Origin of the sequence: Serratia bockelmannii, from assembly GCF_008011855.1 — a bacterium.
GTDB lineage: Bacteria > Pseudomonadota > Gammaproteobacteria > Enterobacterales > Enterobacteriaceae > Serratia > Serratia bockelmannii.
In genome coordinates this window covers 158,387-177,618 of record NZ_VOUX01000004.1, presented here as the reverse complement: position 1 = coordinate 177,618, position 19,232 = coordinate 158,387, and the positions used below count along the sequence as shown (strand labels likewise).

Sequence of the window (19,232 nt, the reverse complement as noted above, 5' to 3'; positions counted from 1 at the left end):
CTGTTTTTCCGGCTAACGACCGAAAAGGGACTGTTATGCGATCCACTTCAGACTATCAGCCTCCGGTTTCTCTCTCGCCGCCTTCGCTTGTTGGGTTGCCGGAGCAGGAGGACGTTTTTGCCGTCGAACATCTGTCGCGTCTGTGCGACGGACTGGCGCAACAGCGCCCGAACAACCTGCGCGATCTGCTGAATACACTGGCGCTGATCGCGCCGTTGCTGAACGCGATCCCGAACGTGGTGTTCTTTATCAAAGACGCCCAGGCTCGCTACCTGCTGGCCAACCTCACGCTGGCCAAGCGCTGCGGTTTCAAAACCGTCACGCCGCTGCTGGGCAAGACCTCCGCCGACGTTTTTCCCGCTCAGCTCGGATCCGGCTACACCGAGCAGGATCTGCGGGTATTGCGCCACGGCGTGCTGATCCAGGATCAACTGGAGATGCACCTGTACAATGGCCGAGAAACCGGCTGGTGCCTGACGCAAAAGCTGGCGCTGTATGACGCGCAGGGAAGAATCATCGGTATGGCGGGTATTTCTCACGACCTGCAGGAGGCCAGGGCCAATCACCCGGCCTACCAACGGCTGGCGGCGATCGACGTGCATATCCGCCGCCACTACGCGCGACCGATCGCGCTTGAAGAGCTGACGGCGCTGACCGGGTTGTCGGTGGCGCAGATCGAACGCTACTGCAAACGTATCTTCCACCTCACCCCGCGCCAGATGATCCATAAAGTGCGGCTGGAAAAGGCCACGGAACTGCTGGCCGGCGATCTGCCAATCACCGACATCGCGCTACAGTGCGGCTATACCGATCACAGCGCCTTCAGCCGTCAGTTCAAAGCGATGACCGGCTCCACGCCGCGCGATTTCCGCCTGACGCTTTCCGCTTAACGCGCTGATTTACCTGGTTACCTCCCTCTCTTCACGGCGCACCGGCGCCTGGTTTTTTTCATGCCCGCTTTCCGCCGCCATTGTGCCAATTTCGTCGCGGCAATCGGCGAAAAGCGTCAAGCCTCCCTGCGCAATACCGGTCAATCTGTCGGTGAGCCTTACTAAAGATTCACTTTTCATTAACACTTTCGGACGACAGGACAAACACTATGAGCCATAAAGCCATAAGCTGGAGCGGCGTATTCCCGGCGGTGACGACCCAGTTCCGCAACGATTTCTCTCTGGACCTCGACGCCACCCATACGGTGATCAAAAACCTGGTGCGCGACGGCGTCTCCGGTCTGGTGGTGTGTGGCACCGTCGGTGAAAACACCTCGATGACGATGCAGGAAAAGCTGGCGGTGATCGAAGTGGCGAGAGACGCCGCCGACGGCAAAGTGCCGGTGATCGCCGGCATCGCCGAGTTCACCACCGCCTTCGCGCAGAACATGGCGCGTGAAGCGCAAAAGGCCGGTGTCGATGGCATTATGGTGATGCCGGCGCTGGTTTATTCCGCCAAGCCGCACGAAACCGCCGCGCACTTCCGCAGCGTCGCCGGCGCGACCGATCTGCCGATCATGGTCTACAACAACCCCCCCATTTACAAAAATGACGTCACACCCGACATCCTGACTTCGCTGGTCGACTGCGAGAACATCGTGTGTTTCAAAGACTCCTCGGGCGATACGCGCCGCTTTATCGACCTACGCAACGAAGTCGGCGATCGCTTCGTGCTGTTCGCCGGGTTGGACGATGTGGTGCTGGAAAGCATCGCCGTCGGCGCGCAAGGCTGGATCTCCGGCATGTCCAATGCTTTCCCGCGCGAAGGGGAAACCCTGTTCCGTCTGGCTAAGGAAAAGCGCTATGAGGAAGCATTGGCGCTGTACAGCTGGTTCATGCCGCTGCTGCACCTCGATGCCCGTCCCGATCTGGTGCAATGCATCAAGCTCTGCGAACAGCGGGTTGGCCGCGGCAGCGCCGTCACTCGCCCACCGCGCCTGGCGCTGCAGGGGGAAACGCTCACCGAGATCAATGCCGTGATCGATAAAGCGCTGGCCACTCGTCCGGCGCTGCCGAACGTCGGCCTGTAACGCCTTCACCGCCCGGCCAGGCCGGGCGTCGCTCTTTATTTACCGGGGGAATCCATGCCCAACGAACGCCACGTCGCCATCAGCGGCCAACAATTTATCGGCGGCCAGCGCCGCGCCGCAGGGGAAGCTGCGCTGCTCAGCCTGCGCGCCGACGACGGTCAGCCGACCGGCTACCGCTTCCACCAAGCCACGGCGGCTGAAACCGCCGCCGCCGCCGAAGCCGCTGCCACGGCCTTTGTGCCCTATTCGCAACTCAGCGCCGAGCAACGCGCGAACTTTTTGGACACCATCGCCGAGGAGCTAGATGCCTTGGACGAAACCTTCTTCGCCCTCGCCACACAGGAAACGGCCCTGCCGCCAGCGCGCTTGAGCGGCGAACGCGCCAGAACCAGCGGTCAGATGCGGCTGTTCGCCACGCTGCTGCGGCGCGGCGATGTCGAGGGCGTACGCATCGACTGCGCGCTGCCACAGCGTTCCCCCCTGCCGCGCCCCGATCTGCGTCAATACCGCACGGCGCTCGGCCCGGTGGCGGTATTCGGCGCCAGCAACTTCCCGCTGGCGTTTTCCACCGCGGGTGGCGATACCGCCGCCGCGCTCGCCGCCGGCTGCCCGGTCGTGTTCAAAGCACACATCGGCCATATGATCACCGCCGAGCTAACCGCTCAGGCGATCGAGCGCGCACGGGAACGCACGGGGATGCCCTCTGGCGTCTTCAACATGCTCTTCGGCAACCGCGTGGGGGCCGATTTAGTACAACATCCGGCGATTCAAGCGGTGGGATTCACCGGCTCGCTGCAAGGCGGCCGGGCGCTGTTCGATCTGGCGATGCAACGTCCCCAACCTATTCCGGTCTTCGCCGAAATGTCGAGCATCAACCCGGTAATGATCCTGCCCAAGGCGCTGGCGCGGCGCGGGCAGCACATCGCGCAGGAACTGGTCTCTTCCTTCACGCTCGGCTGCGGTCAGTTCTGCACCAAGCCCGGCGTGATCGTCGCGCTGCGCGGCGCCGCCTTCGATCGGTTAACCGAAACGATGAGCGCCCTGGTCAACGCCGCCGAGCCGCAGCCGATGCTGAATGCCGGCACCCTGGAGCACTACCGTCACGGGCTGGCGGCCCTCGATGCCCACCCGGGTATGCGGCGGCTGGCAGGCCGAAGCGAAACGCCTGCTCTTCGGGCGGCGGCGCAGCTTTATCAGGCGGAGGGGGCGCTGTTGCTGCAGGCCGACCCGCTGCTGCAACAGGAGGTCTTCGGCCCGGCCAGCATCCTGGTGGCGATGGATAACGAAGCGCAGCTGCATGCGGCGCTAACGGCATTGCAAGGCCAGTTGACCGCCACGCTGCTGGCGGACGACGACGATCTCGATATGGCCGCCGGGCTAACGGCACTGTTGGCGCGCAAAGCCGGTCGGGTACTATTCAACGGGTACCCGACCGGGGTGGAAGTGTGCGACGCCATGGTACACGGCGGCCCTTACCCGGCCACCAGCGACGCACGCGGCACCTCGGTAGGCACGCTGGCGATCGAGCGTTTCCTGCGGCCAGTTTGTTTGCAAAACACCCCTGCGGCGCTGTTGCCGCCGGCGCTGCAAGACGCCAACCCGCTCAACCTGCTGCGACTGGTTAACGGCGCTTACACCCGAGATCCCCTGGTTTCACCTGCCCAACATTAGCCCGGCCGCATCTGCCTGCCACTCAATAACAAAAGGGTAATACCATGACAACCCAAGGCAAATTCAAGAAGCAGCTTACGCTCACCGATCTGACGTTCATTGGTCTGGGCGCCATCTTCGGCTCCGGTTGGCTGTTCGCCGCCAGCCACGTCTCCTCCATCGCCGGCCCGGCCGGCATCTATTCCTGGCTGATCGGTGGTCTGGCGGTGCTGCTGCTCGGCATCGTCTACTGCGAGTTGGGCGCCGCTCTGCCGCGCGCCGGCGGCATCATTCGCTATCCGGTATTCTCGCACGGTGAACTAATGGGTTATCTGCTGGGGTTTATCACGCTGATCGCCTTCTCCAGCCTGATCGCCATCGAAGTCGTCGCCGCCCGGCAGTACGCTGCCGCCTGGTTCCCGTTCCTCAGCCAGCCGGGGTCCGGCGATCCAACAGCGATCGGCTGGCTGGTGCAGCTGGCGCTGCTGTGTTTTTTCTTCGCGCTCAACTACTACAGCGTCAAAACCTTCGCCAAATCCAATAACCTGATCAGCGTGCTGAAGTTTCTGGTGCCCCTGCTGGTGATCGTGGTGTTGTTCAGTTTTTTCAAACCGGAAAACCTGCACAGCCAGGGCTTTGCCCCTTTCGGTTCCGCCGGGGTTGAGGCCGCCATTTCCGCCGGCGGCATCATCTTCGCCTACCTCGGCCTGACGCCGATCATTTCGGTCGCCAGCGAGGTGCAAAGGCCGCAGCGCACCATTCCTATCGCGCTGATCCTGTCGGTGGTGCTGTCCACCATCATCTATGTGCTACTGCAGATAGCGTTTCTCGGCAGTATCCCTAGCGAGATGCTGAGCGGTGGCTGGGCCGGCATCAGCCAACAGTTCTCCCTGCCGTTCCGCGACATCGCCATCACGCTGGGCATGGGATGGCTGGCGTTTCTGGTAGTCAGCGACGCGATCGTTTCGCCGAGCGGCACCGGCAACATCTATATGAACGCCACGCCTCGCGTGATCTACGGTTGGGCGCGCGCCGGCACCTTCTTCAAACTGTTCACCCGGGTGGATAGCGAGTCCGGTATCCCGCGTCCGGCGCTGTGGTTGACCTTCGCTCTCTCGGTATTCTGGACGCTGCCATTCCCGTCCTGGGAAAAGCTGATCGGCGTGGTGTCCGCCGCACTGGTGTTGAGCTACGCCATCGCCCCGGTCACCGCCGCCGGGCTGCGGCGCAATGCGCCCGATATGCCGCGTCCGTTCCGGGTGCGCGCTTTCTGCGTGCTCGGCCCGCTGTCGTTTATCATTTCGGCGTTGATCGTCTTCTGGTCCGGCTGGGACACCGTCTCCTGGCTGCTCGGCTTGCAGATCCTGATGTTCTTCATCTATATCCTGTTCAAAAATCAGGTGCCGACCCACGCCGTTAGCCTTCGGCAGCAAATTTGGTCCTCGTTGTGGCTGATCGTCTTCTATGCGCTGGTGATCGGGCTTTCCTACCTCAGCAGCTTCGGCGGCATCGGTGCCATTGCCCATCCGTGGGACACCTTCACCATGGCGGTGATTGCGCTGGCGATTTACTACTGGGGCGCCTATACCTGTTTACCCCAGGCCAATTTTATCGGCGATGAAGAAGAATGAACCCAGGGGGGGACATCGAGATGACATCCATGCACGTTCTGTCGTTGGAACAGGCTTATCAACTGGCGCTGCGTACGCTGCGCAGCAACGGTTTCAATCAGGCACATGCCGAAGCGGTGGCGCAAAATGTCACCCAGGGCGAACGCGACGGCTGCGCTTCTCACGGCTTATACCGGCTGTTGGGCTGCGTGCGATCGCTGCGGGTAGGCAAGGTCTCTGCCGATGCGGTACCCAAGTTGTTCGACCAGGCGCCGGCCATCTTGCGTGCCGACGCCGGCGGCGCGTTTTCCCTGCTGGCCTACCGCACCGCTCTGCCGGCCTTTATCGGTAAGGTGCGCGCCAATGGCATCGCCGCGCTGGCGATCAACCGCTGCGTGCATTTCTCCGCGCTGTGGGCCGACATAGAACCGCTGACCGAACAGGGGTTGGTGGCCTTAGCCTGCACACCCAGCCACGCGTGGGTGACGCCGGCCGGCGGTTCGCGTCCGCTGTTTGGCACCAACCCCATCGCCTTCGGCTGGCCACGCCCGGATCGGCCGCCGTTTTTATTCGATATGGCCACCAGCGCGGCGGCGCGCGGCGAAATCGAACTGCACCGCCGCGCTGGCACCCCGCTGCCTGAAGGCTGGGGCATTGATAAGGCAGGCAATCCGTCCACCGATGCCGCCAGCGTGTTGGAGGGCGCGATGCTGACCTTCGGTGGGCATAAGGGCTCGGCGCTGGCGGCGATGGTTGAATTGCTGGCAGGGCCGCTGATCGGCGATATGACCAGCAAGGAATCGCTGGCCTATGACAACGGCACCGGTTCGTCGCCTTACGGCGGTGAGTTGATCATCGCGTTGGATCCCAAGCGTTTTCTCGGTGCGGATAAGGCGAAATATTTCGCCGGAGCAGAAGCGATGTTTGCCGATATGCAGGCGCAAGGCGCACGCATCCCCGGCGAGCGGCGTTATCGACAACGGCGGCAGAGCGAGCAATACGGCGTGGAAATTCCCAGGACATTGTACGACGAAATAATGGCGCTGTGCGATTAGCGCCGGATTGATGCCCCGCGCCGGCAACCCGGCGCGGGGAAAGGCTTATCCAGCCTGAGCCAGATCGCTGTGCAGGCGCTTGCGCCACACCGGTTTGGTGTCCCAACGGGCGAAGTGTTTCGCCTCTTTACCCGGCTGCACCTGATGCCACATGTCTTCTTGCCACCGGATCGGTTCCTTTCCTCGCAACGTTGGACGGGTCTGTTTAATCGTCCGTTGCAAGACGCTCGCTTCTTCCGCAGAAATGTTCGGCGCCTGTCTGGCGGCGTCCAGCGCACGGCTTCCCAGCGGCGCCATCACCTGATACAACACGTTGACCTGCTGCAGCGTCGCTTGCTGATTAGTGCTCATCCCCTTACCCGACCAACCGTCGAAGTTTTCACCGGGATCGTCCCCCTGCGCACGATACTCATTACCAGGCCCCTCGACGATGTTCCATCCTTGCCAGGTCACCAGAGTGTGTAATCCATCGCGATCCTGCAGGTTTTTATTCTTGATCTGTGTGATCACCTCGGCACGGTTTGGCACACCGATCAGGTTCATAAACTCGTCCAGCGCGTTCCAATGCTGCCCCGCCACCAGACCATTCCAGACATTACGCAAACAGTTCCAAGGAATGGTGTGATGCCAGGTCAGCGTGATAAGCGGTTTGGTTGACGCATGTTGCCAACGGCTCGGTTCACTGCCCCGATCGCCTCTAATGATCCCATCGACTTCTAATGGCATAGCTGCCCCTCTTCTGGCTGAGATGAAGAATATGCGCAAGGCCGGTGACCCGGGTGGCATAAAAACGTCAGCTAAAATCGTAGCAGCTCACACTGAGATGGCAATAAAACGCAAGGCACGCTCTGCCGCAGACCGGCAACCGCAGAGCGCGCCCGAAAACGGTGGGCTTAAGAGGGATTATCTGACCACCATCACCGAAATATTGGCATGGCGAACGATGGCGGCGGCGTTAGATCCCAGCAGATAGGTTTTCACGCTCGGGCGCCGTGAACCGATAATGATCAGGTCGGCGTCGATCTCTTCCGCCAGTTCCAACACCTGATCGCGCGCAGAACCGAAGCTGACGGTGTAATTAAGGCGATCCAACGGCAGATCGATTTCCGACATGATTTTCTTCAGTTTGTCCACCGCCTTCACCTCCGCCTGATTCTCAAATTCCTTGAGACCGAACGAATAGGCAGTAACAAAAGCCGAGGCATCCGGTAGCGCATGGAAGAAATGCACTTTAGCGCCGGACATCTTCGCCAAATATTCCACATGCTTCAGCGCATGCTCGGTCAACATATCCTCTTCAATATCGATCGGCACTAAAATAGTCTTGTACATATCACATCCTTTCTATGTAAACCGGGTGCCAACAGAATACTGCCGCGTACGGGCGCGGTGAATCGCTTTATCACGCTTTTGTGATCGGGGGGTAAATACTGATAAGGATAGCTTTTAATTTAACAAAATATAAACATCACACCGATAACGGATAGGCGATTAATTATTTATTTCTCGAGATTAAATCAGCTGTAAATAAACCGCTTTGGCGGTGGCGGCGGTCTTATTGGCGACAGAAAGTTTTTTAATCGAGTTGCCTATGTGGAAATTGATCGTGCGCTCGCTCACCCCCATCAACAGCGCGATCTCTTCCGCCGTTTTCCCTTCGCTGCACCAGCGTAAAATGTCTTTTTCGCGCAGCGTCAGCACGTCTTTTATCGCGTCGTCGTTCACCGATATCAAGGCTTCACGCAGCGTTTTATGGGCGGTTTGCGCCAGCCAAAGGAAAAAGGTTTCATTTGCCGCACGCGCTTGTGGCGTTTGCTCCGGTAGCGCTGTGCCGGCAAACGTCAGGATCCCCAGCCTGCCATAGCAATCCTTGACCGACTGCGACCAACCGGCGCACAGGCCAAACTGCGCCATACGTCGCCAAAGCGTCGGCCGATCGTGATAAAAACGTTCGTCCCACTGGAACTGCAGCGTGGAATGGTGAGCGCGCTCAATGACCGGATCCTGCAAATACACCCGCTGCCGCCGATAATCTTCGAGATACTCTGCTGAAAAATTACCTTCGATCAGCATCTTGGGGCGGCTGGCCGGATAACAGGAAAACACGATGTAGGAGAAATAATCAAACCCCAACGCCTCGGCGCAGGGCCCCAGTTGCGTCAGAAAGCATTCGCGATCGGCCAGGCTGCCAATCACCTCCGCCATGAGCCGTTGAGTGCGGGTATCCATAACGCAGGTTCTCCAGATAGCGATGCCGATTATCGATAGGTCAGACTCACTATAGAATATCGCCGCCCGGCGCCAGTAGCCGTTTCATATAATAAAAAATACCAACGCTATAACGAAAACAGCTATTCCCCTTAAAATAAGCCTTTTTATTGCGCCGAACAGGAAAACTACGCGAATAGCATAATCCCTTCAGGACGTAAACCTGTCATTTCTACCGTTAGACAGCCAGGACACCGCCAATTACTTTCCAAACAGGCACCCGGTGCCGCCGTAAATCCAAAGAGATAATAAGCATTTGCGAATTTCGCATGGCATACAGTGACGGGGATTTTCTATGGCAGAAAGTAATGCGGCAATTCAATCGGCTGCGATTATCGGCGCGGGAACGATGGGCAGAGGCATCGCTTATCTTTTCGCGCACAAAGGCATTCGTACGGTGCTTTATAATCGCAACGGCAATACCCTCAATCAGGCTCGCGAATATATCGCGCAAGACCTGAACAAGAAAGTCGAACAGGGCAAGATCGCGCTGCAGGATAAAAGCTCAGTGCTGGCCAATCTGGTGTTCTCGACGGCGCTTGAGGCTATCGCCGACAGCGAGTTGGTGATAGAAACCATCGCCGAGCATGAACAAACCAAACTTGAGGTGTTGGCGGCCATCGCCGCAGTGGTCAAGCCCGATACGCTGATCGCCACCAATACCTCCTCACTGTCACTTAACAAGCTGGCAACCGCGGTGACGCACAGCGAGCGGTTTATCGGTTTGCACTTTTTCAACCCTGCGCCGCTGATGAAACTGATTGAAATCATCCCGGCCTACTTTACCGCACACGCCACCACGGAACGTTGCCGTCAACTGGTGGCCGCGTTGGGGAAACGCGATGTCGTCTGCCAGGCCACGCCGGGGTTTATCGTTAACCGCATGGCCCGCCCCTACTACCTGGAAGGGTTCCGCCTGTTGGAAGAACACGTGGCGCGCGCGCCGCAGATCGACCGTGCCCTCAAGGCCGGCGGACACTTCCGCATGGGGCCGCTCGAGCTGACCGATTTTATCGGCCAGGACATCAACTATCAGGTCAGCCGGCAAATCTGGCAGGACATGCAATACGACCCGCGCTATACCCCCGGCCATCTGCAGCGTTCGCTGGTCGATGCCGGTCTGTTGGGGAAAAAGAACGGCCGCTCCTATTTTGCCGCCGAAGAAACCGCCCCGCCAGTGACGGCCGCCATCGATGCAGACGTCGAGACGCTGCGCGTTTACGGCGAACACCCTTTTTTTACCCTGTTGCAACAGCGAGCCGCACGTCAGTGGCCACAGCTGCGCGTGGAACAACGGCCGGCCTTACCGAGCCTGGGGCCGGCCGTCCAGATCAATGACGCATTCACCGTCAGCATCACCGATGGCCGCACGGCGAGCCAGTTAGCCGAGCAGACGACGGCTGACGCTTTTGTGGTCGACATCGCCCTGAACTACGCCGACACGGCGTATCTGGTTGCGGCGCACAATCGCTATGCCTCTGCGGCCAATAAGGCGCTGTTTTTACGCCTGCTGCACACTGCGATCCCGCAGGTTGAATTTATCAAAGATTCCCCGGCGCTGATCGTCGCTCGCGTCCTCAGCAGCCTGATCAATGAGTCGGTGATCATGGTGGAAAGCGGCGTTTGCAGCCGGGAAGACATTGATGTCGCCGCCGTCGCGGGCGTTAACTACGCCGGCGGCATTTTCGACTGGCTCGGTAAACTGGGGGAGAAAAACGTCAGGACGACGCTGAGCAATCTGGCGCAGCTGCTGCACGCAGCGCGCTATGCGCCGCATTACACCCTTCTGCACGCCGCGCAACCGGCGCTGACGACCACGCCTTGAGGAGCCATGATGAACATTAACGATGACGGCGTTTATCTGATCGACGGCACGCGCACGGCGATCGGCGCCTATGGCGGCAGCCTGGCGCATACCCGCCCCGACGACATGGCGGCGACGATCATTCGCGGCCTGCTGCAGCGCCATCCGGCGGCGGAAGCGAATCTGGACGAAGTGGTTCTGGGCTGCGCCAATCAGTCCGGCGAAGACAACCGCAACGTCGCCCGCATGGCAACGCTGCTTTCCGGGTTGGACCCGTCGGTGCCGGCCATCACCCTCAACCGCCTTTGCGCATCCGGGTTGGATGCGGTGATCTACGCCGCGGCGAAAATCCGCAGCGGTCTTAGCGAACTGGTTTTGGCCGGCGGTGTGGAAAGCATGAGCCGCGCACCCTATGTGCTGAGCAAGGGCGAAACGCCGTTCGACAAAGGCGTGAAGCTGTATGACACCACGTTGGGATGGCGCTTCGTCAATCCGCGGCTGGCGGAGCGCTACGGCAGCGACCCGCTGGGCATCACGGCGGAAAACGTGGCCCAACGGCAACATATCTCACGCGAGGAACAGGACCTGTTCGCGCTGGCCTCGCAGCAAAAGGCCCGCCGGGCGATCGACAGCGGCCGGCTGGCGCGGGAAATCACGCCCGTGGACGTGCCGGCGGATCGTAAAAACACCCGCACATTCGCGCAGGATGAATTTCCCCGGCTCAGCACGTTGCAACAGCTGCAGGCGCTGAAACCGGCGTTCTCCGCCGGCGGTTCGGTCACGGCGGGCAATGCTTCCGGCATCAACGACGGCGCCGCCGCGCTGCTATTGGCTTCCGGTCGCTACGTGAAACGCCAGGGCTGGCAACCGCTGGCGGAGATCGGCGACAGCGCGGCCGCCGGCGTTGAACCGGCGCTGATGGGGCTGGGGCCGATCGCCTCCACCGAGCGCTTACTGCAGCGCGGCGGGTTCACCTTGAACGACTTCGACATCATCGAGATTAACGAAGCGTTCGCCTCACAGGTTCTGGCGGCGCTGAAACACTGGCGCATCGACGCCAACGACGCGCGGGTCAACCCGAACGGCGGCGCCATCGCGCTCGGTCATCCGCTGGGGATGTCCGGTGCGCGCCTGGTGCTGTCGGCGGCGCTGGAATTACGCGACCGACAGGCAAGCAACGCATTGGTGACGATGTGCGTCGGCGTCGGTCAGGGCCTGTCATTAAACCTTAAAGCCGTTTAACACAAGGAACATACGATGAGCGTACTGAACATTCTTGAAGAAAAGCTGGCGGAAACCAAAAAACAGGGGCGTTTTCGCGAGTTTCTCAACCTTGAACGCGGCGTGCAGGACAAACCCTGGGCCACCAGCCACGGGCACCACGGCGAGCGCCGTCTCAACGTCTGGTGCTCGAACGACTATCTGGCAATGAGCCACCACCCCAAAGTGCTGCTGGCCACCACCGACGCGGTTAACCGGGTCGGGCTGGGCACCTGCGGCGCCCGCAGCATTTCCGGCACCTCGGTCTACCACAGCGAGCTGGAAACGCTGCTGGCCAGCGCCTACGGCAAAGAGTCGGCGCTGCTGTTCACCACCGGTTTCGGCGCCAACGACGCCACCTTATCCACCCTGTGCGACGCCATTCCCGATCTGATCGTGTTCTCCGACGAACTGAATCACGCCTCGATGATTTACGGGATTCGCTACAGTAAAGCGGAGAAAAAAATCTTCCGCCACAATGATGTAGCACACCTCGCCGAGCTGCTGCAGGCCGCCGATCCGGCGCGGCCAAAGCTGATTGCCTTCGAATCGCTGTATTCCATGGACGGTGACTTTGCTCCCCTGGCGCAGATCGTGGCGCTGGCGGAACAGTATCAGGCGCTGACCTATCTCGACGAAATTCATTCGGCCGGCGTGTATGGCGAACGGGGATTGGGCTATGCCGAACAGCTGGGCCTGTTGGATAAAATCACTATTATCCAAGGCGGATTCGGCAAGTCTTACGGTGCGGCGGGTGGCTATATCGCCGCGCCCCGCTCGGTGGTGGAAGCGGTGCGCAGCTGGGCGCCGGCATTCGTCTTCAGCACCTCGTCACCGGCGCCGGTGGTAGCCGCCGCGTTGGCCAGTTTTAGATACAACCTCGAGCATGACACCCAGCGCAAGCACCTGCTGGCGATCGTCGATCACCTGAAAACCGGCCTGCGCGCCGCCGGCATTCCGCTGGTGTCGGCAGACAGCCATATCCTGCCGCTGCTGGTCGGCGATCCGCACCGCAACAAACACATCAGTAAAGTGCTGCTCGATGAGCATGATATTTACGTGCAACCGGTCAATGCCCCGACGGTGCCCGCAGGCAGCGAGCGACTACGGGTAACGCCGACCTCGGCACATTCCCATGCCGACGTGGAGACCTTCCTGGCGGCACTAGGCCGGGTCTGGGCAGCGAACGATCTGCGGAGGGCAGGATGAAGTTAGCGGATTATAACGGCCATCTGGTCACGCTTTGTCTGATGGCGACCGGGACGTTCGCCATCGGCACCGACGCCTTTATCGTCGCCGGCGTGCTCAGCGACATTTCCGACACCTTTGCCGTCAGCCCCGCGCAAGCGGGGCAGTTGATATCGATATTCGCGCTGGCTTATATGCTGTTCGCCCCCCTCACCGCCTGGCTGCTGGGTAATGTCAACCGCAAGCATATCCTGCAGTTGGCGTTGGTGCTGTTCATCGCCGGCAACCTGGCCTGCGCCTGGGCCACCAGCTATCTGCAGATCGCGTTCGGCAGAGTGCTGGCGGCATTGGGGGCGGCCTGTTACACGCCGCAGGCCGCCGCCGCTGCGGTGGGGCTGGTGGCGGAAAAACGCCGCGGCCTGGCTATTTCCATCGTCTATGGCGGTATGACGTTGGCTATTGCGCTCGGCATTCCGTTCGGTACCTTTCTCGCCAAACTGATCGGCTGGCGTGAAATCTTTCTGTTCATCGCCCTGCTGGGGGCGATTGCGCTGCTGGGCCTTTCGCTGGCGCTGCGCGCCATTGCGCCACCGGGCAAGCATTCGCTGAAAGAGCGGCTCGCTCCGCTGCGGCAAAAGGCGGTGCTGACTACGCTACTGATCACCTTTTTTGCCGTTTGCTCGGAACACATCGTCTACAGCTACGTCAGCGTGTTGCTGAAAAACACCCAGTTCGGCCCTGAGGCGATCCTGCCCCTCGCGCTGCTGGTGTTCGGCATTGGCGCGGTGATCGGCAATTTTGCTTCCGGCGCGTTAACCGATGCCCTCGGCAGCAAGTTCGTGCTGCTGTTTTCCGTGGCGATCCAGACGCTGTCTCTGTTTTTGCTGGCCTTTTATGTCACCTCGCCCTGGTGGGTACTGGCCATCTTCCTCGTCTGGGGCATTACCGGCTGGATGTACCTAGTACCGATCCAGCATCACCTGTTGTCGCTATCGAAACGCTTTGGCGCGCTGACCGTGTCGCTCAACAGCTCGGTGTTGTACGCCGGCATCGCGGCGGGCGGGATGCTGGGCGGCCTGACGCTCTACGCGCTGCCGGCCTATTACCTGCCGCTGTTTTCGCTGCCGCTCGGCGCCATCGCCCTGCTGCTGACGCTGTTGTTTTTCCGGGGAGAAGCCAGCGATGAGTGAAGTTCTTCCGGTGCTTTATGAGCGCCATGGCGCGCAGGTTGCGGTCATCACCCTTAATCGGCCGGAAAAAAAGAACGCCATCAACCTGCAGATGGCCGAGTTGATCCGCACCTACCTGCGGCAGGCGGATAACGATGACTCGGTGCGAGCGATCGTGCTGGCCGGCCAACCGGCGGTATTTTCCGCCGGCATGGATATCAACGCCTTTCATCAGGGTGAACTGCCCATCGTCACGCCGGAGGGGTTTGGCGGGCTGATCCATGCACAGATTGCCAAGGTGATCATCGCCGCCGTTGACGGCATCGCGTACGGAGGCGGATTTGAGCTGGCGCTGGCGTGCGATCTGATCGTCGCCGGCCAGAACGCACGCTTCAGCTTCCCCGAAACCGGGCTCGGGTTAGTCGCCGCACAAGGTGGGTGCGCGCGCTTGCCGACGCGTATCTCCCCCTATGTCGCGCTCGACTGGCTGCTGACCGGCAGAACCGTCGGCGCACAGGAGGCGCTGTCACACGGCGCCATTTCCCGTATCAGCGAGGGGACGGCCCGGGAAGAAGCGCTGCGCATCGCCGAACAGATCGCCGGAAAAGATCTTGCTGCCAGCCAAGCGGTGAAGGCCATCGTGCGCCAGGGGCTGGCACGGCAAGAAGCCCCCTCATTCGATTTTCAACAAGGCCCGGTCGAGCGCCTGCGTCAGGCCGCCGCCCGCCGATAATGCCCCTGCCGGTTCGTCTGAACCGGCATTTCCCGTTTGTCCTCCACCGCTCATTTTACGCAGCCCGCCTCTCGGCGCTGGGTTACACTGCCGGTAGTCCTAATGCGCTGATAAGGAAAAATAATGCGCCTTTTGCCTCTGCAGACCCCCAGACTGATCCTGCGCCCGTTCACGGCCGACGATCTGCCCCACTTTACCGCCTACCGCAGTCACCCTGACGTGGCGCGCTATCAAAGCTGGAGCGACTACAGCGCCACCGATGCGCAGGCCTTTTTCGAACGGCAACGGCAGCTCGCGTTCAACCGTGACGACAGCTGGTTCCAGCTGGCGGTCGAGCGCCGTGAGGACGGCGCGTTGCTCGGCGATGTCGCGGTGCATTTCTTCGATGAGGGGCGCCAGGCTGAACTGGGCGTGACCTTCGCGCCCAGCCACCAGCGGCAAGGGCTGGCGCGCGAGGCGCTGAGCGCCGTCATCGCTCTGCTGTTCGGGCCGTTGGCGAAGCACCGTATTACTGCGGTGGTGGACACGCGTAATCTTGGCGCCGCCACGCTGTTCGGCAAGTTGGGTTTTCGCCGCGAGGCCTATTGGCGGCAAAACGTGTTTTTCAAAGGCGCATGGGGCGACGAATTCGGCTTTGCCCTGCTGCAAAGCGAATGGCGGGAGAATGCAAGGCATGACGCTGCTGAATAAATACCTTGGGCAATACCAGTTCTCGGAACGGCATGCGATCGCCATCGCCGCGCCGCAGGCTCGGATCCTGGCGGCCGTGGCCGCCTACGATCCCAAGCACGATCGTTTCTTCCGCAGCATGATAGCGCTGCGCGAATTGCCCGCGCGGCTGATGCCACGCGATAAGCCCAGCCCGCCGCCGTTTGGCCTGCATAATTTTTGCCTGCTTGAGCAGGATGACAGCGCGTTGGTCTATGGCCTGATCGGCCGCTTTTGGCAGGCTGAGTACGGTCTGGAGCAGGTCGCTGACGGAGCGGGCTTTCTGGCCTTCGCTCAGCCCGGCGTCGCCAAACTGGCGCTGGGGTATGTCGTGAGTCCCCTCGAGGGTGGGCGCTGCCGTCTGGTGACGGAAACGCGCATCTTCTGCCCCGACGACGCCAGCCGGCGGCGGTTTACCCCGTATTGGTATGCTATTCGCCTGGTGAGCGGGTTGATAAGACGCCGCATGCTGCGCGCCATTAAAACCGCCAGCGAAAAGCGGGTAGTGAATCATTCACCAAGCTGATTCATTTAAGAGCATTCTTAGAGAATGAAAATCATTATCAGCCTATTTTTTAATCACAACAAGATAGTAGTGAGAAGCCATTGACCCCGCCCCCTGCGGGGATTTTTTCGCCTATTTATCGCCTGTTTCAGGAAACGCCTGCATAAACAGGAAGGTGCAAGGCTTGCGCTGATACTGATTGATCTGCGGCACCAGCCGGGTGAAATGCTCGGTCTGACAATGCACGTCCAGGGCGGCGCGGTCCGGCCAGCTTTCGATAAAAATAAAGTGCCCGGGATCCTGCTGGTCGATGCACAGTTCATAACTGATGCACAGCGGCTCTTGACGGGTTTTCGCCACCAGCTCGCGATACCATGGCATAACGGTGTCAATGTGTTCCGGATGGATAAAATCTTCAGCGATGACCTTCAGCATGTTGCGCTCCTGCATTCTGTTTTGCCGTGCTTCACCTTATCGTCCTCACTCCCGAGATGAAAGCGCCCTACTCCAGGTCTATCACCGGGTTGCCAATTCGGTGATAACGCACACAGATCTCGATCAAAACGCTTGAACGCGCCATAGCCCTGTGTGAACGTTTGATTAACAAAAAAGCAACACACCATTCACTATGGTGATGTCTGCATCAACCTGCCGACCCGATACGCGGCATTTTTTTCGCCCTTAAAGGCCTGACCATTAGTCCTTTAGACCTTTATATCTCACGAAGAAAATCCGCTGTGACCGTCGTGTTGAGGGCAACGGCGCCAGGACGGTCCTTATGACCGACGCTTGTCATTCTCAGAAGAGAGGTTATCGCCAGTGAATCACGCCACCTATGCCGTTCCAGCGCTCAACGCCGCCATCCGCAAAACCTGGCGCAGACTGGTGCCCTTGATGTTCGCCATGTACTTCATCGCGTTTATCGACAGGGTTAACGTCGGCTTTGCCAAGGACGCGATGGCTATCGACATCGCGCTGTCGCAATCCGCCTTCGCATTGGGCGCCGGGATATTTTTTGCCGCCTATGCGCTGTTCGGCATCCCGGCCAATCTGCTGATGAACCGCTGGGGCGCCAAACGCTGGCTTAGCGCCACCACCGCACTGTGGGGGGCGCTGTCGGCCTGTACCGGGCTGGTGACCAACGAACAGCAATTTATCATCCTGCGGTTTCTGCTGGGGATCGCCGAAGCCGGCTTTTACCCTGGCATCCTGTTGCTGGCGTCGATCTATTTTCCCAATAAGGTGCGCGCCTCGGTCATTGGCATTTTCGTGCTCGGCGTGCCGGCGGCCCTGACGCTCGGCTCACCGCTGTCGGGGGCATTGCTGGAGATGCACGGCGTGTTGGGTAAACCCGGCTGGTTCTGGATGTTCGTGCTGGAAGGGCTGCCGGCCGTCGCCCTCGGCGTCTTCGCCTTTTTCTATCTCGACGATAACCCTCGGCAGGCTCGCTTTTTGACCGAGGAAGAACGCACGGCATTGGTCACACAGTTGGCTGACGAACAGCAGCAGACCGAAACCAGCAGCGTCAAAGCGGCAATGAGAAGCGGCACCGTTTGGCATCTGGCGTTGATCTACGGCACCCTGCAAATCGGCGTGTACGGCCTGATGTTTTTCCTGCCGTCGCAGGTCGCCTCGCTGATGGGCACCCATCTCGGTTTCAAGGCCTCGCTGGTGGCCGCCATTCCCTGGGCGTTCTCCGCGCTGGGCGTCTATTTCCTGCCGCGCTATGCCGACAGAAAAACCGCCAGAAGATTACCGATCGCCGTGGGGTGCATGGTCGCGGCAGCGCTGGGGTTGGTCGTTTCTTCCTATGCCGGCCCTCTGCTCGCTATCGTCGCCCTGAGCTGCTGCGCAGTCAGTTTCCTGGCGGTACAGCCGATTTTCTGGACGTTTCCCGCGCAGGTGCTCACCGGCCCGGCGCTGGCGGCCGGCATCGGTTTTTGCACCACGCTCGGCGCCGCATTCAGCTTCTTAGCCCCGCTGATCCGCACGGAGGCGGAACAGCGTTTTCACAGCCCGCATGCCGGGCCGCTGGTGCTGGCCGCCTTTTCACTGCTGTGCGCCACGCTGTTGTGGGCGCTCAGAAACCGGCGCGCCGACGTGAGCAAGCAAGACGCAGAGATTGCCGGATAGCGGCGCGTTATTTAGCCATTATTGAACCTGCGGGTGGGACACTGGCACTCAGCCCTCTCCCCCGCAGGTATGAAATGGATGAATTGACGCACATTATCGCTAAATACAGCCCGGAACCGGAGATGTTGCTGCTGCTGATTTTCCTGTTCGCGCTGGGAAAATCCGTGATCGTGGTGTCTTCCGCCTTGCCGCCCGCCTCGGTGACGCTGCTGGTAGGCATCCTTGCAGGCAAACACACGCTGCCCCTCGGTGCCGTTTGGGCGGCCATCGCCCTCGGCGCCACGTTGGGATCGATCTTGTCGTTCCACGGCGGCGCGCTGCTGTGCCGCCACGATCTTGGCCGCCGGCTGCCGGCACGCTTTCACACTCCGCTGCACAAAGCGCAACGTTCCTTGCAAAAGCGCGGGCTACCGCTGCTGTTCGCCTCGCGTTTCCTGGCGGTGATGCGCTACACCGTGCCGCTGATGGCCGGCATGCTGCAACTGCCGGCGAGGCACGTCTATGCCACCGCCGCGCTCTCAGCCGCCGTTTGGGCACTCCTCTTGATGTCGGCCGCGCATTTATTCCCCGCTTCTTGACCTGAAAGATTCTTGGGCAAATGCCCCATCCCTGCGCCGACGTTGCGCCAGCGCACAGCCTCCCTTGCCGTATAAAGTACGGTGCAACATCGCAGTTTGCGCCAGATCACCTTTCTGAACATCAGTCGAAAAATGCGAATTTTTTTGCAGAATGCGCGCTTAAAACGGCGCCATGAGGGAAAAAACAGAGAAAAGTCTGTGCGTAACACGCTGATTTGGTTGGTGGGTCGTACAGGGTTCGAACCTGTGACCAATTGATTAAGAGTCAACTGCTCTACCGACTGAGCTAACGACCCAACGCGATAAATTGTCCTCCTCGCCAGTGCCGCTGTCAAACGCTTCCACTCATTACTTTTTCTCATGCGATTTTTACAACTCTTTGTTTAATCAACGAGATAAGCCGCATAAGGTCTGTTAATCCCACCTTTTGAAGAGTAATCTTCCGCTCCCTGAACGTCCGATTTGCCTCCTCCGTGTAAAGATTGATCGACTTTTATCCCACGTATAAATGTTGTAAACATGTTGCACAAAGGTGGCGTTATTGCACTACC

General features: G+C 60.0%; 19 protein-coding genes and 1 tRNA gene. 14 read left to right on the top strand and 6 right to left on the bottom strand.

Annotated features, from left to right (window positions below; genetic code table 11):
* The first annotated feature begins 35 nt into the window (after window positions 1–35).
* A complete protein-coding gene (locus FOT55_RS08190) occupies window positions 36–890 on the top strand; it encodes an AraC family transcriptional regulator (protein WP_025302353.1) in 855 nt (284 codons plus the stop codon).
* Window positions 891–899: 9 nt separating this feature from the next.
* Here the strand turns inward: FOT55_RS08190 and FOT55_RS25395 are convergent, their stop codons facing one another.
* A complete protein-coding gene (locus FOT55_RS25395; protein WP_153266251.1) occupies window positions 900–1,070 on the bottom strand; it encodes a hypothetical protein in 171 nt (56 codons plus the stop codon).
* A 29-nt stretch (window positions 1,071–1,099) separates the two neighbouring features.
* On the opposite strand from FOT55_RS25395, the gene FOT55_RS08185 reads away from it, so the two are divergent.
* Genes FOT55_RS08185 through FOT55_RS08170 form a run of 4 tightly spaced genes read left to right on the top strand, consistent with a single transcriptional unit; the run spans window position 1,100 to window position 6,335 of the window.
* Window positions 1,100–2,020: a dihydrodipicolinate synthase family protein gene (locus tag FOT55_RS08185; protein WP_049204282.1), complete on the top strand. Its 921-nt coding sequence runs from the start codon at window positions 1,100–1,102 to the stop codon at window positions 2,018–2,020.
* A 54-nt stretch (window positions 2,021–2,074) separates the two neighbouring features.
* Window positions 2,075–3,691 (top strand): aldehyde dehydrogenase (NADP(+)), encoded by a 1,617-nt coding sequence (locus tag FOT55_RS08180; RefSeq protein ID WP_147823351.1) that lies wholly within the window; start codon window positions 2,075–2,077, stop codon window positions 3,689–3,691.
* 44 nt (window positions 3,692–3,735) lie between these two features.
* Window positions 3,736–5,301, top strand: coding sequence for an APC family permease (locus FOT55_RS08175; RefSeq protein ID WP_025302350.1), 1,566 nt, complete (start codon window positions 3,736–3,738; stop codon window positions 5,299–5,301).
* A gap of 20 nt (window positions 5,302–5,321) precedes the next feature.
* Window positions 5,322–6,335, top strand: a complete 1,014-nt coding sequence (locus FOT55_RS08170) for an Ldh family oxidoreductase (protein WP_089180756.1) — start codon at window positions 5,322–5,324, stop codon at window positions 6,333–6,335.
* A 45-nt stretch (window positions 6,336–6,380) separates the two neighbouring features.
* On the opposite strand, the gene FOT55_RS08165 is transcribed toward FOT55_RS08170, so the two are convergent.
* The 3 genes from FOT55_RS08165 to FOT55_RS08155 all read right to left on the bottom strand — a co-directional run bounded on the left by FOT55_RS08165 (window position 6,381) and on the right by FOT55_RS08155 (window position 8,564).
* Complete coding sequence (locus FOT55_RS08165) at window positions 6,381–7,061, bottom strand: hypothetical protein (RefSeq protein WP_025302348.1); 681 nt, start codon at window positions 7,059–7,061, stop codon at window positions 6,381–6,383.
* Between the two features lie 177 nt (window positions 7,062–7,238).
* Complete coding sequence (locus FOT55_RS08160; RefSeq protein WP_147823350.1) at window positions 7,239–7,667, bottom strand: universal stress protein; 429 nt, start codon at window positions 7,665–7,667, stop codon at window positions 7,239–7,241.
* A gap of 180 nt (window positions 7,668–7,847) precedes the next feature.
* A complete protein-coding gene (locus FOT55_RS08155) occupies window positions 7,848–8,564 on the bottom strand; it encodes a LuxR family transcriptional regulator (RefSeq protein WP_025302346.1) in 717 nt (238 codons plus the stop codon).
* Between the two features lie 334 nt (window positions 8,565–8,898).
* On the opposite strand from FOT55_RS08155, the gene FOT55_RS08150 reads away from it, so the two are divergent.
* The 7 genes from FOT55_RS08150 (at window position 8,899) to FOT55_RS08120 (ending at window position 15,991) form a co-directional block, all read left to right on the top strand.
* A complete protein-coding gene (locus FOT55_RS08150) occupies window positions 8,899–10,428 on the top strand; it encodes a 3-hydroxyacyl-CoA dehydrogenase NAD-binding domain-containing protein (protein ID WP_147823349.1) in 1,530 nt (509 codons plus the stop codon).
* A 9-nt stretch (window positions 10,429–10,437) separates the two neighbouring features.
* Window positions 10,438–11,649: an acetyl-CoA C-acyltransferase gene (locus FOT55_RS08145; RefSeq protein WP_060432848.1), complete on the top strand. Its 1,212-nt coding sequence runs from the start codon at window positions 10,438–10,440 to the stop codon at window positions 11,647–11,649.
* Window positions 11,650–11,664: 15 nt separating this feature from the next.
* On the top strand, window positions 11,665–12,876 hold the full coding sequence (hemA, locus tag FOT55_RS08140) for a 5-aminolevulinate synthase (protein ID WP_025302343.1): 1,212 nt from the start codon (window positions 11,665–11,667) through the stop codon (window positions 12,874–12,876).
* Complete coding sequence (locus FOT55_RS08135; RefSeq protein ID WP_147823348.1) at window positions 12,873–14,045, top strand: MFS transporter; 1,173 nt, start codon at window positions 12,873–12,875, stop codon at window positions 14,043–14,045. The genes hemA and FOT55_RS08135 overlap by 4 nt, the downstream gene beginning before the upstream one ends.
* Window positions 14,038–14,757 carry an enoyl-CoA hydratase-related protein gene (locus FOT55_RS08130; protein WP_147823347.1) on the top strand — a complete coding sequence of 240 codons (720 nt, stop codon included), beginning with the start codon at window positions 14,038–14,040 and terminating at the stop codon, window positions 14,755–14,757. Before FOT55_RS08135 ends, FOT55_RS08130 begins: the two co-directional genes overlap by 8 nt.
* 123 nt (window positions 14,758–14,880) lie before the next feature.
* Entirely contained in the window at window positions 14,881–15,447 is a 567-nt protein-coding gene (locus FOT55_RS08125) for a GNAT family N-acetyltransferase (RefSeq protein ID WP_043141821.1), read from the top strand.
* Window positions 15,431–15,991, top strand: a complete 561-nt coding sequence (locus FOT55_RS08120) for a hypothetical protein (protein WP_147823346.1) — start codon at window positions 15,431–15,433, stop codon at window positions 15,989–15,991. Before FOT55_RS08125 ends, FOT55_RS08120 begins: the two co-directional genes overlap by 17 nt.
* Before the next feature lie 111 nt (window positions 15,992–16,102).
* On the opposite strand, the gene FOT55_RS08115 is transcribed toward FOT55_RS08120, so the two are convergent.
* Entirely contained in the window at window positions 16,103–16,405 is a 303-nt protein-coding gene (locus FOT55_RS08115; RefSeq protein WP_147823345.1) for a putative quinol monooxygenase, read from the bottom strand.
* Between the two features lie 384 nt (window positions 16,406–16,789).
* Between FOT55_RS08115 and FOT55_RS08110 the strand changes: the two genes are divergently transcribed.
* Together FOT55_RS08110 and FOT55_RS08105 are read left to right on the top strand one after the other, a co-directional pair.
* The gene (locus FOT55_RS08110; protein WP_025302337.1) at window positions 16,790–18,103 is read left to right on the top strand and encodes an MFS transporter; all 1,314 of its coding nucleotides are present in this window, start codon (window positions 16,790–16,792) and stop codon (window positions 18,101–18,103) included.
* A gap of 74 nt (window positions 18,104–18,177) precedes the next feature.
* The gene (locus FOT55_RS08105; RefSeq protein WP_025302336.1) at window positions 18,178–18,681 is read left to right on the top strand and encodes a DedA family protein; all 504 of its coding nucleotides are present in this window, start codon (window positions 18,178–18,180) and stop codon (window positions 18,679–18,681) included.
* A 220-nt stretch (window positions 18,682–18,901) separates the two neighbouring features.
* Here FOT55_RS08105 and FOT55_RS08100 read toward each other — a convergent pair.
* Window positions 18,902–18,977 (bottom strand) — tRNA-Lys (locus FOT55_RS08100).
* Window positions 18,978–19,232: the final 255 nt, after the last annotated feature.

What these genes read in the sequence shown, in the direction of transcription:
- FOT55_RS08190 (WP_025302353.1), top strand. Translation starts at nt 36, where the DNA reads ATGCGATCCACTTCAGACTATCAGCCTCCGGTTTCTCTCTCGCCGCCT.
- FOT55_RS25395 (WP_153266251.1), bottom strand. Translation starts at nt 1,070, where the DNA reads ATGAAAAGTGAATCTTTAGTAAGGCTCACCGACAGATTGACCGGTATT.
- FOT55_RS08185 (WP_049204282.1), top strand. Translation starts at nt 1,100, where the DNA reads ATGAGCCATAAAGCCATAAGCTGGAGCGGCGTATTCCCGGCGGTGACG.
- FOT55_RS08180 (WP_147823351.1), top strand. Translation starts at nt 2,075, where the DNA reads ATGCCCAACGAACGCCACGTCGCCATCAGCGGCCAACAATTTATCGGC.
- FOT55_RS08175 (WP_025302350.1), top strand. Translation starts at nt 3,736, where the DNA reads ATGACAACCCAAGGCAAATTCAAGAAGCAGCTTACGCTCACCGATCTG.
- FOT55_RS08170 (WP_089180756.1), top strand. Translation starts at nt 5,322, where the DNA reads ATGACATCCATGCACGTTCTGTCGTTGGAACAGGCTTATCAACTGGCG.
- FOT55_RS08165 (WP_025302348.1), bottom strand. Translation starts at nt 7,061, where the DNA reads ATGCCATTAGAAGTCGATGGGATCATTAGAGGCGATCGGGGCAGTGAA.
- FOT55_RS08160 (WP_147823350.1), bottom strand. Translation starts at nt 7,667, where the DNA reads ATGTACAAGACTATTTTAGTGCCGATCGATATTGAAGAGGATATGTTG.
- FOT55_RS08155 (WP_025302346.1), bottom strand. Translation starts at nt 8,564, where the DNA reads ATGGATACCCGCACTCAACGGCTCATGGCGGAGGTGATTGGCAGCCTG.
- FOT55_RS08150 (WP_147823349.1), top strand. Translation starts at nt 8,899, where the DNA reads ATGGCAGAAAGTAATGCGGCAATTCAATCGGCTGCGATTATCGGCGCG.
- FOT55_RS08145 (WP_060432848.1), top strand. Translation starts at nt 10,438, where the DNA reads ATGAACATTAACGATGACGGCGTTTATCTGATCGACGGCACGCGCACG.
- hemA (WP_025302343.1), top strand. Translation starts at nt 11,665, where the DNA reads ATGAGCGTACTGAACATTCTTGAAGAAAAGCTGGCGGAAACCAAAAAA.
- FOT55_RS08135 (WP_147823348.1), top strand. Translation starts at nt 12,873, where the DNA reads ATGAAGTTAGCGGATTATAACGGCCATCTGGTCACGCTTTGTCTGATG.
- FOT55_RS08130 (WP_147823347.1), top strand. Translation starts at nt 14,038, where the DNA reads ATGAGTGAAGTTCTTCCGGTGCTTTATGAGCGCCATGGCGCGCAGGTT.
- FOT55_RS08125 (WP_043141821.1), top strand. Translation starts at nt 14,881, where the DNA reads ATGCGCCTTTTGCCTCTGCAGACCCCCAGACTGATCCTGCGCCCGTTC.
- FOT55_RS08120 (WP_147823346.1), top strand. Translation starts at nt 15,431, where the DNA reads ATGACGCTGCTGAATAAATACCTTGGGCAATACCAGTTCTCGGAACGG.
- FOT55_RS08115 (WP_147823345.1), bottom strand. Translation starts at nt 16,405, where the DNA reads ATGCTGAAGGTCATCGCTGAAGATTTTATCCATCCGGAACACATTGAC.
- FOT55_RS08105 (WP_025302336.1), top strand. Translation starts at nt 18,178, where the DNA reads ATGGATGAATTGACGCACATTATCGCTAAATACAGCCCGGAACCGGAG.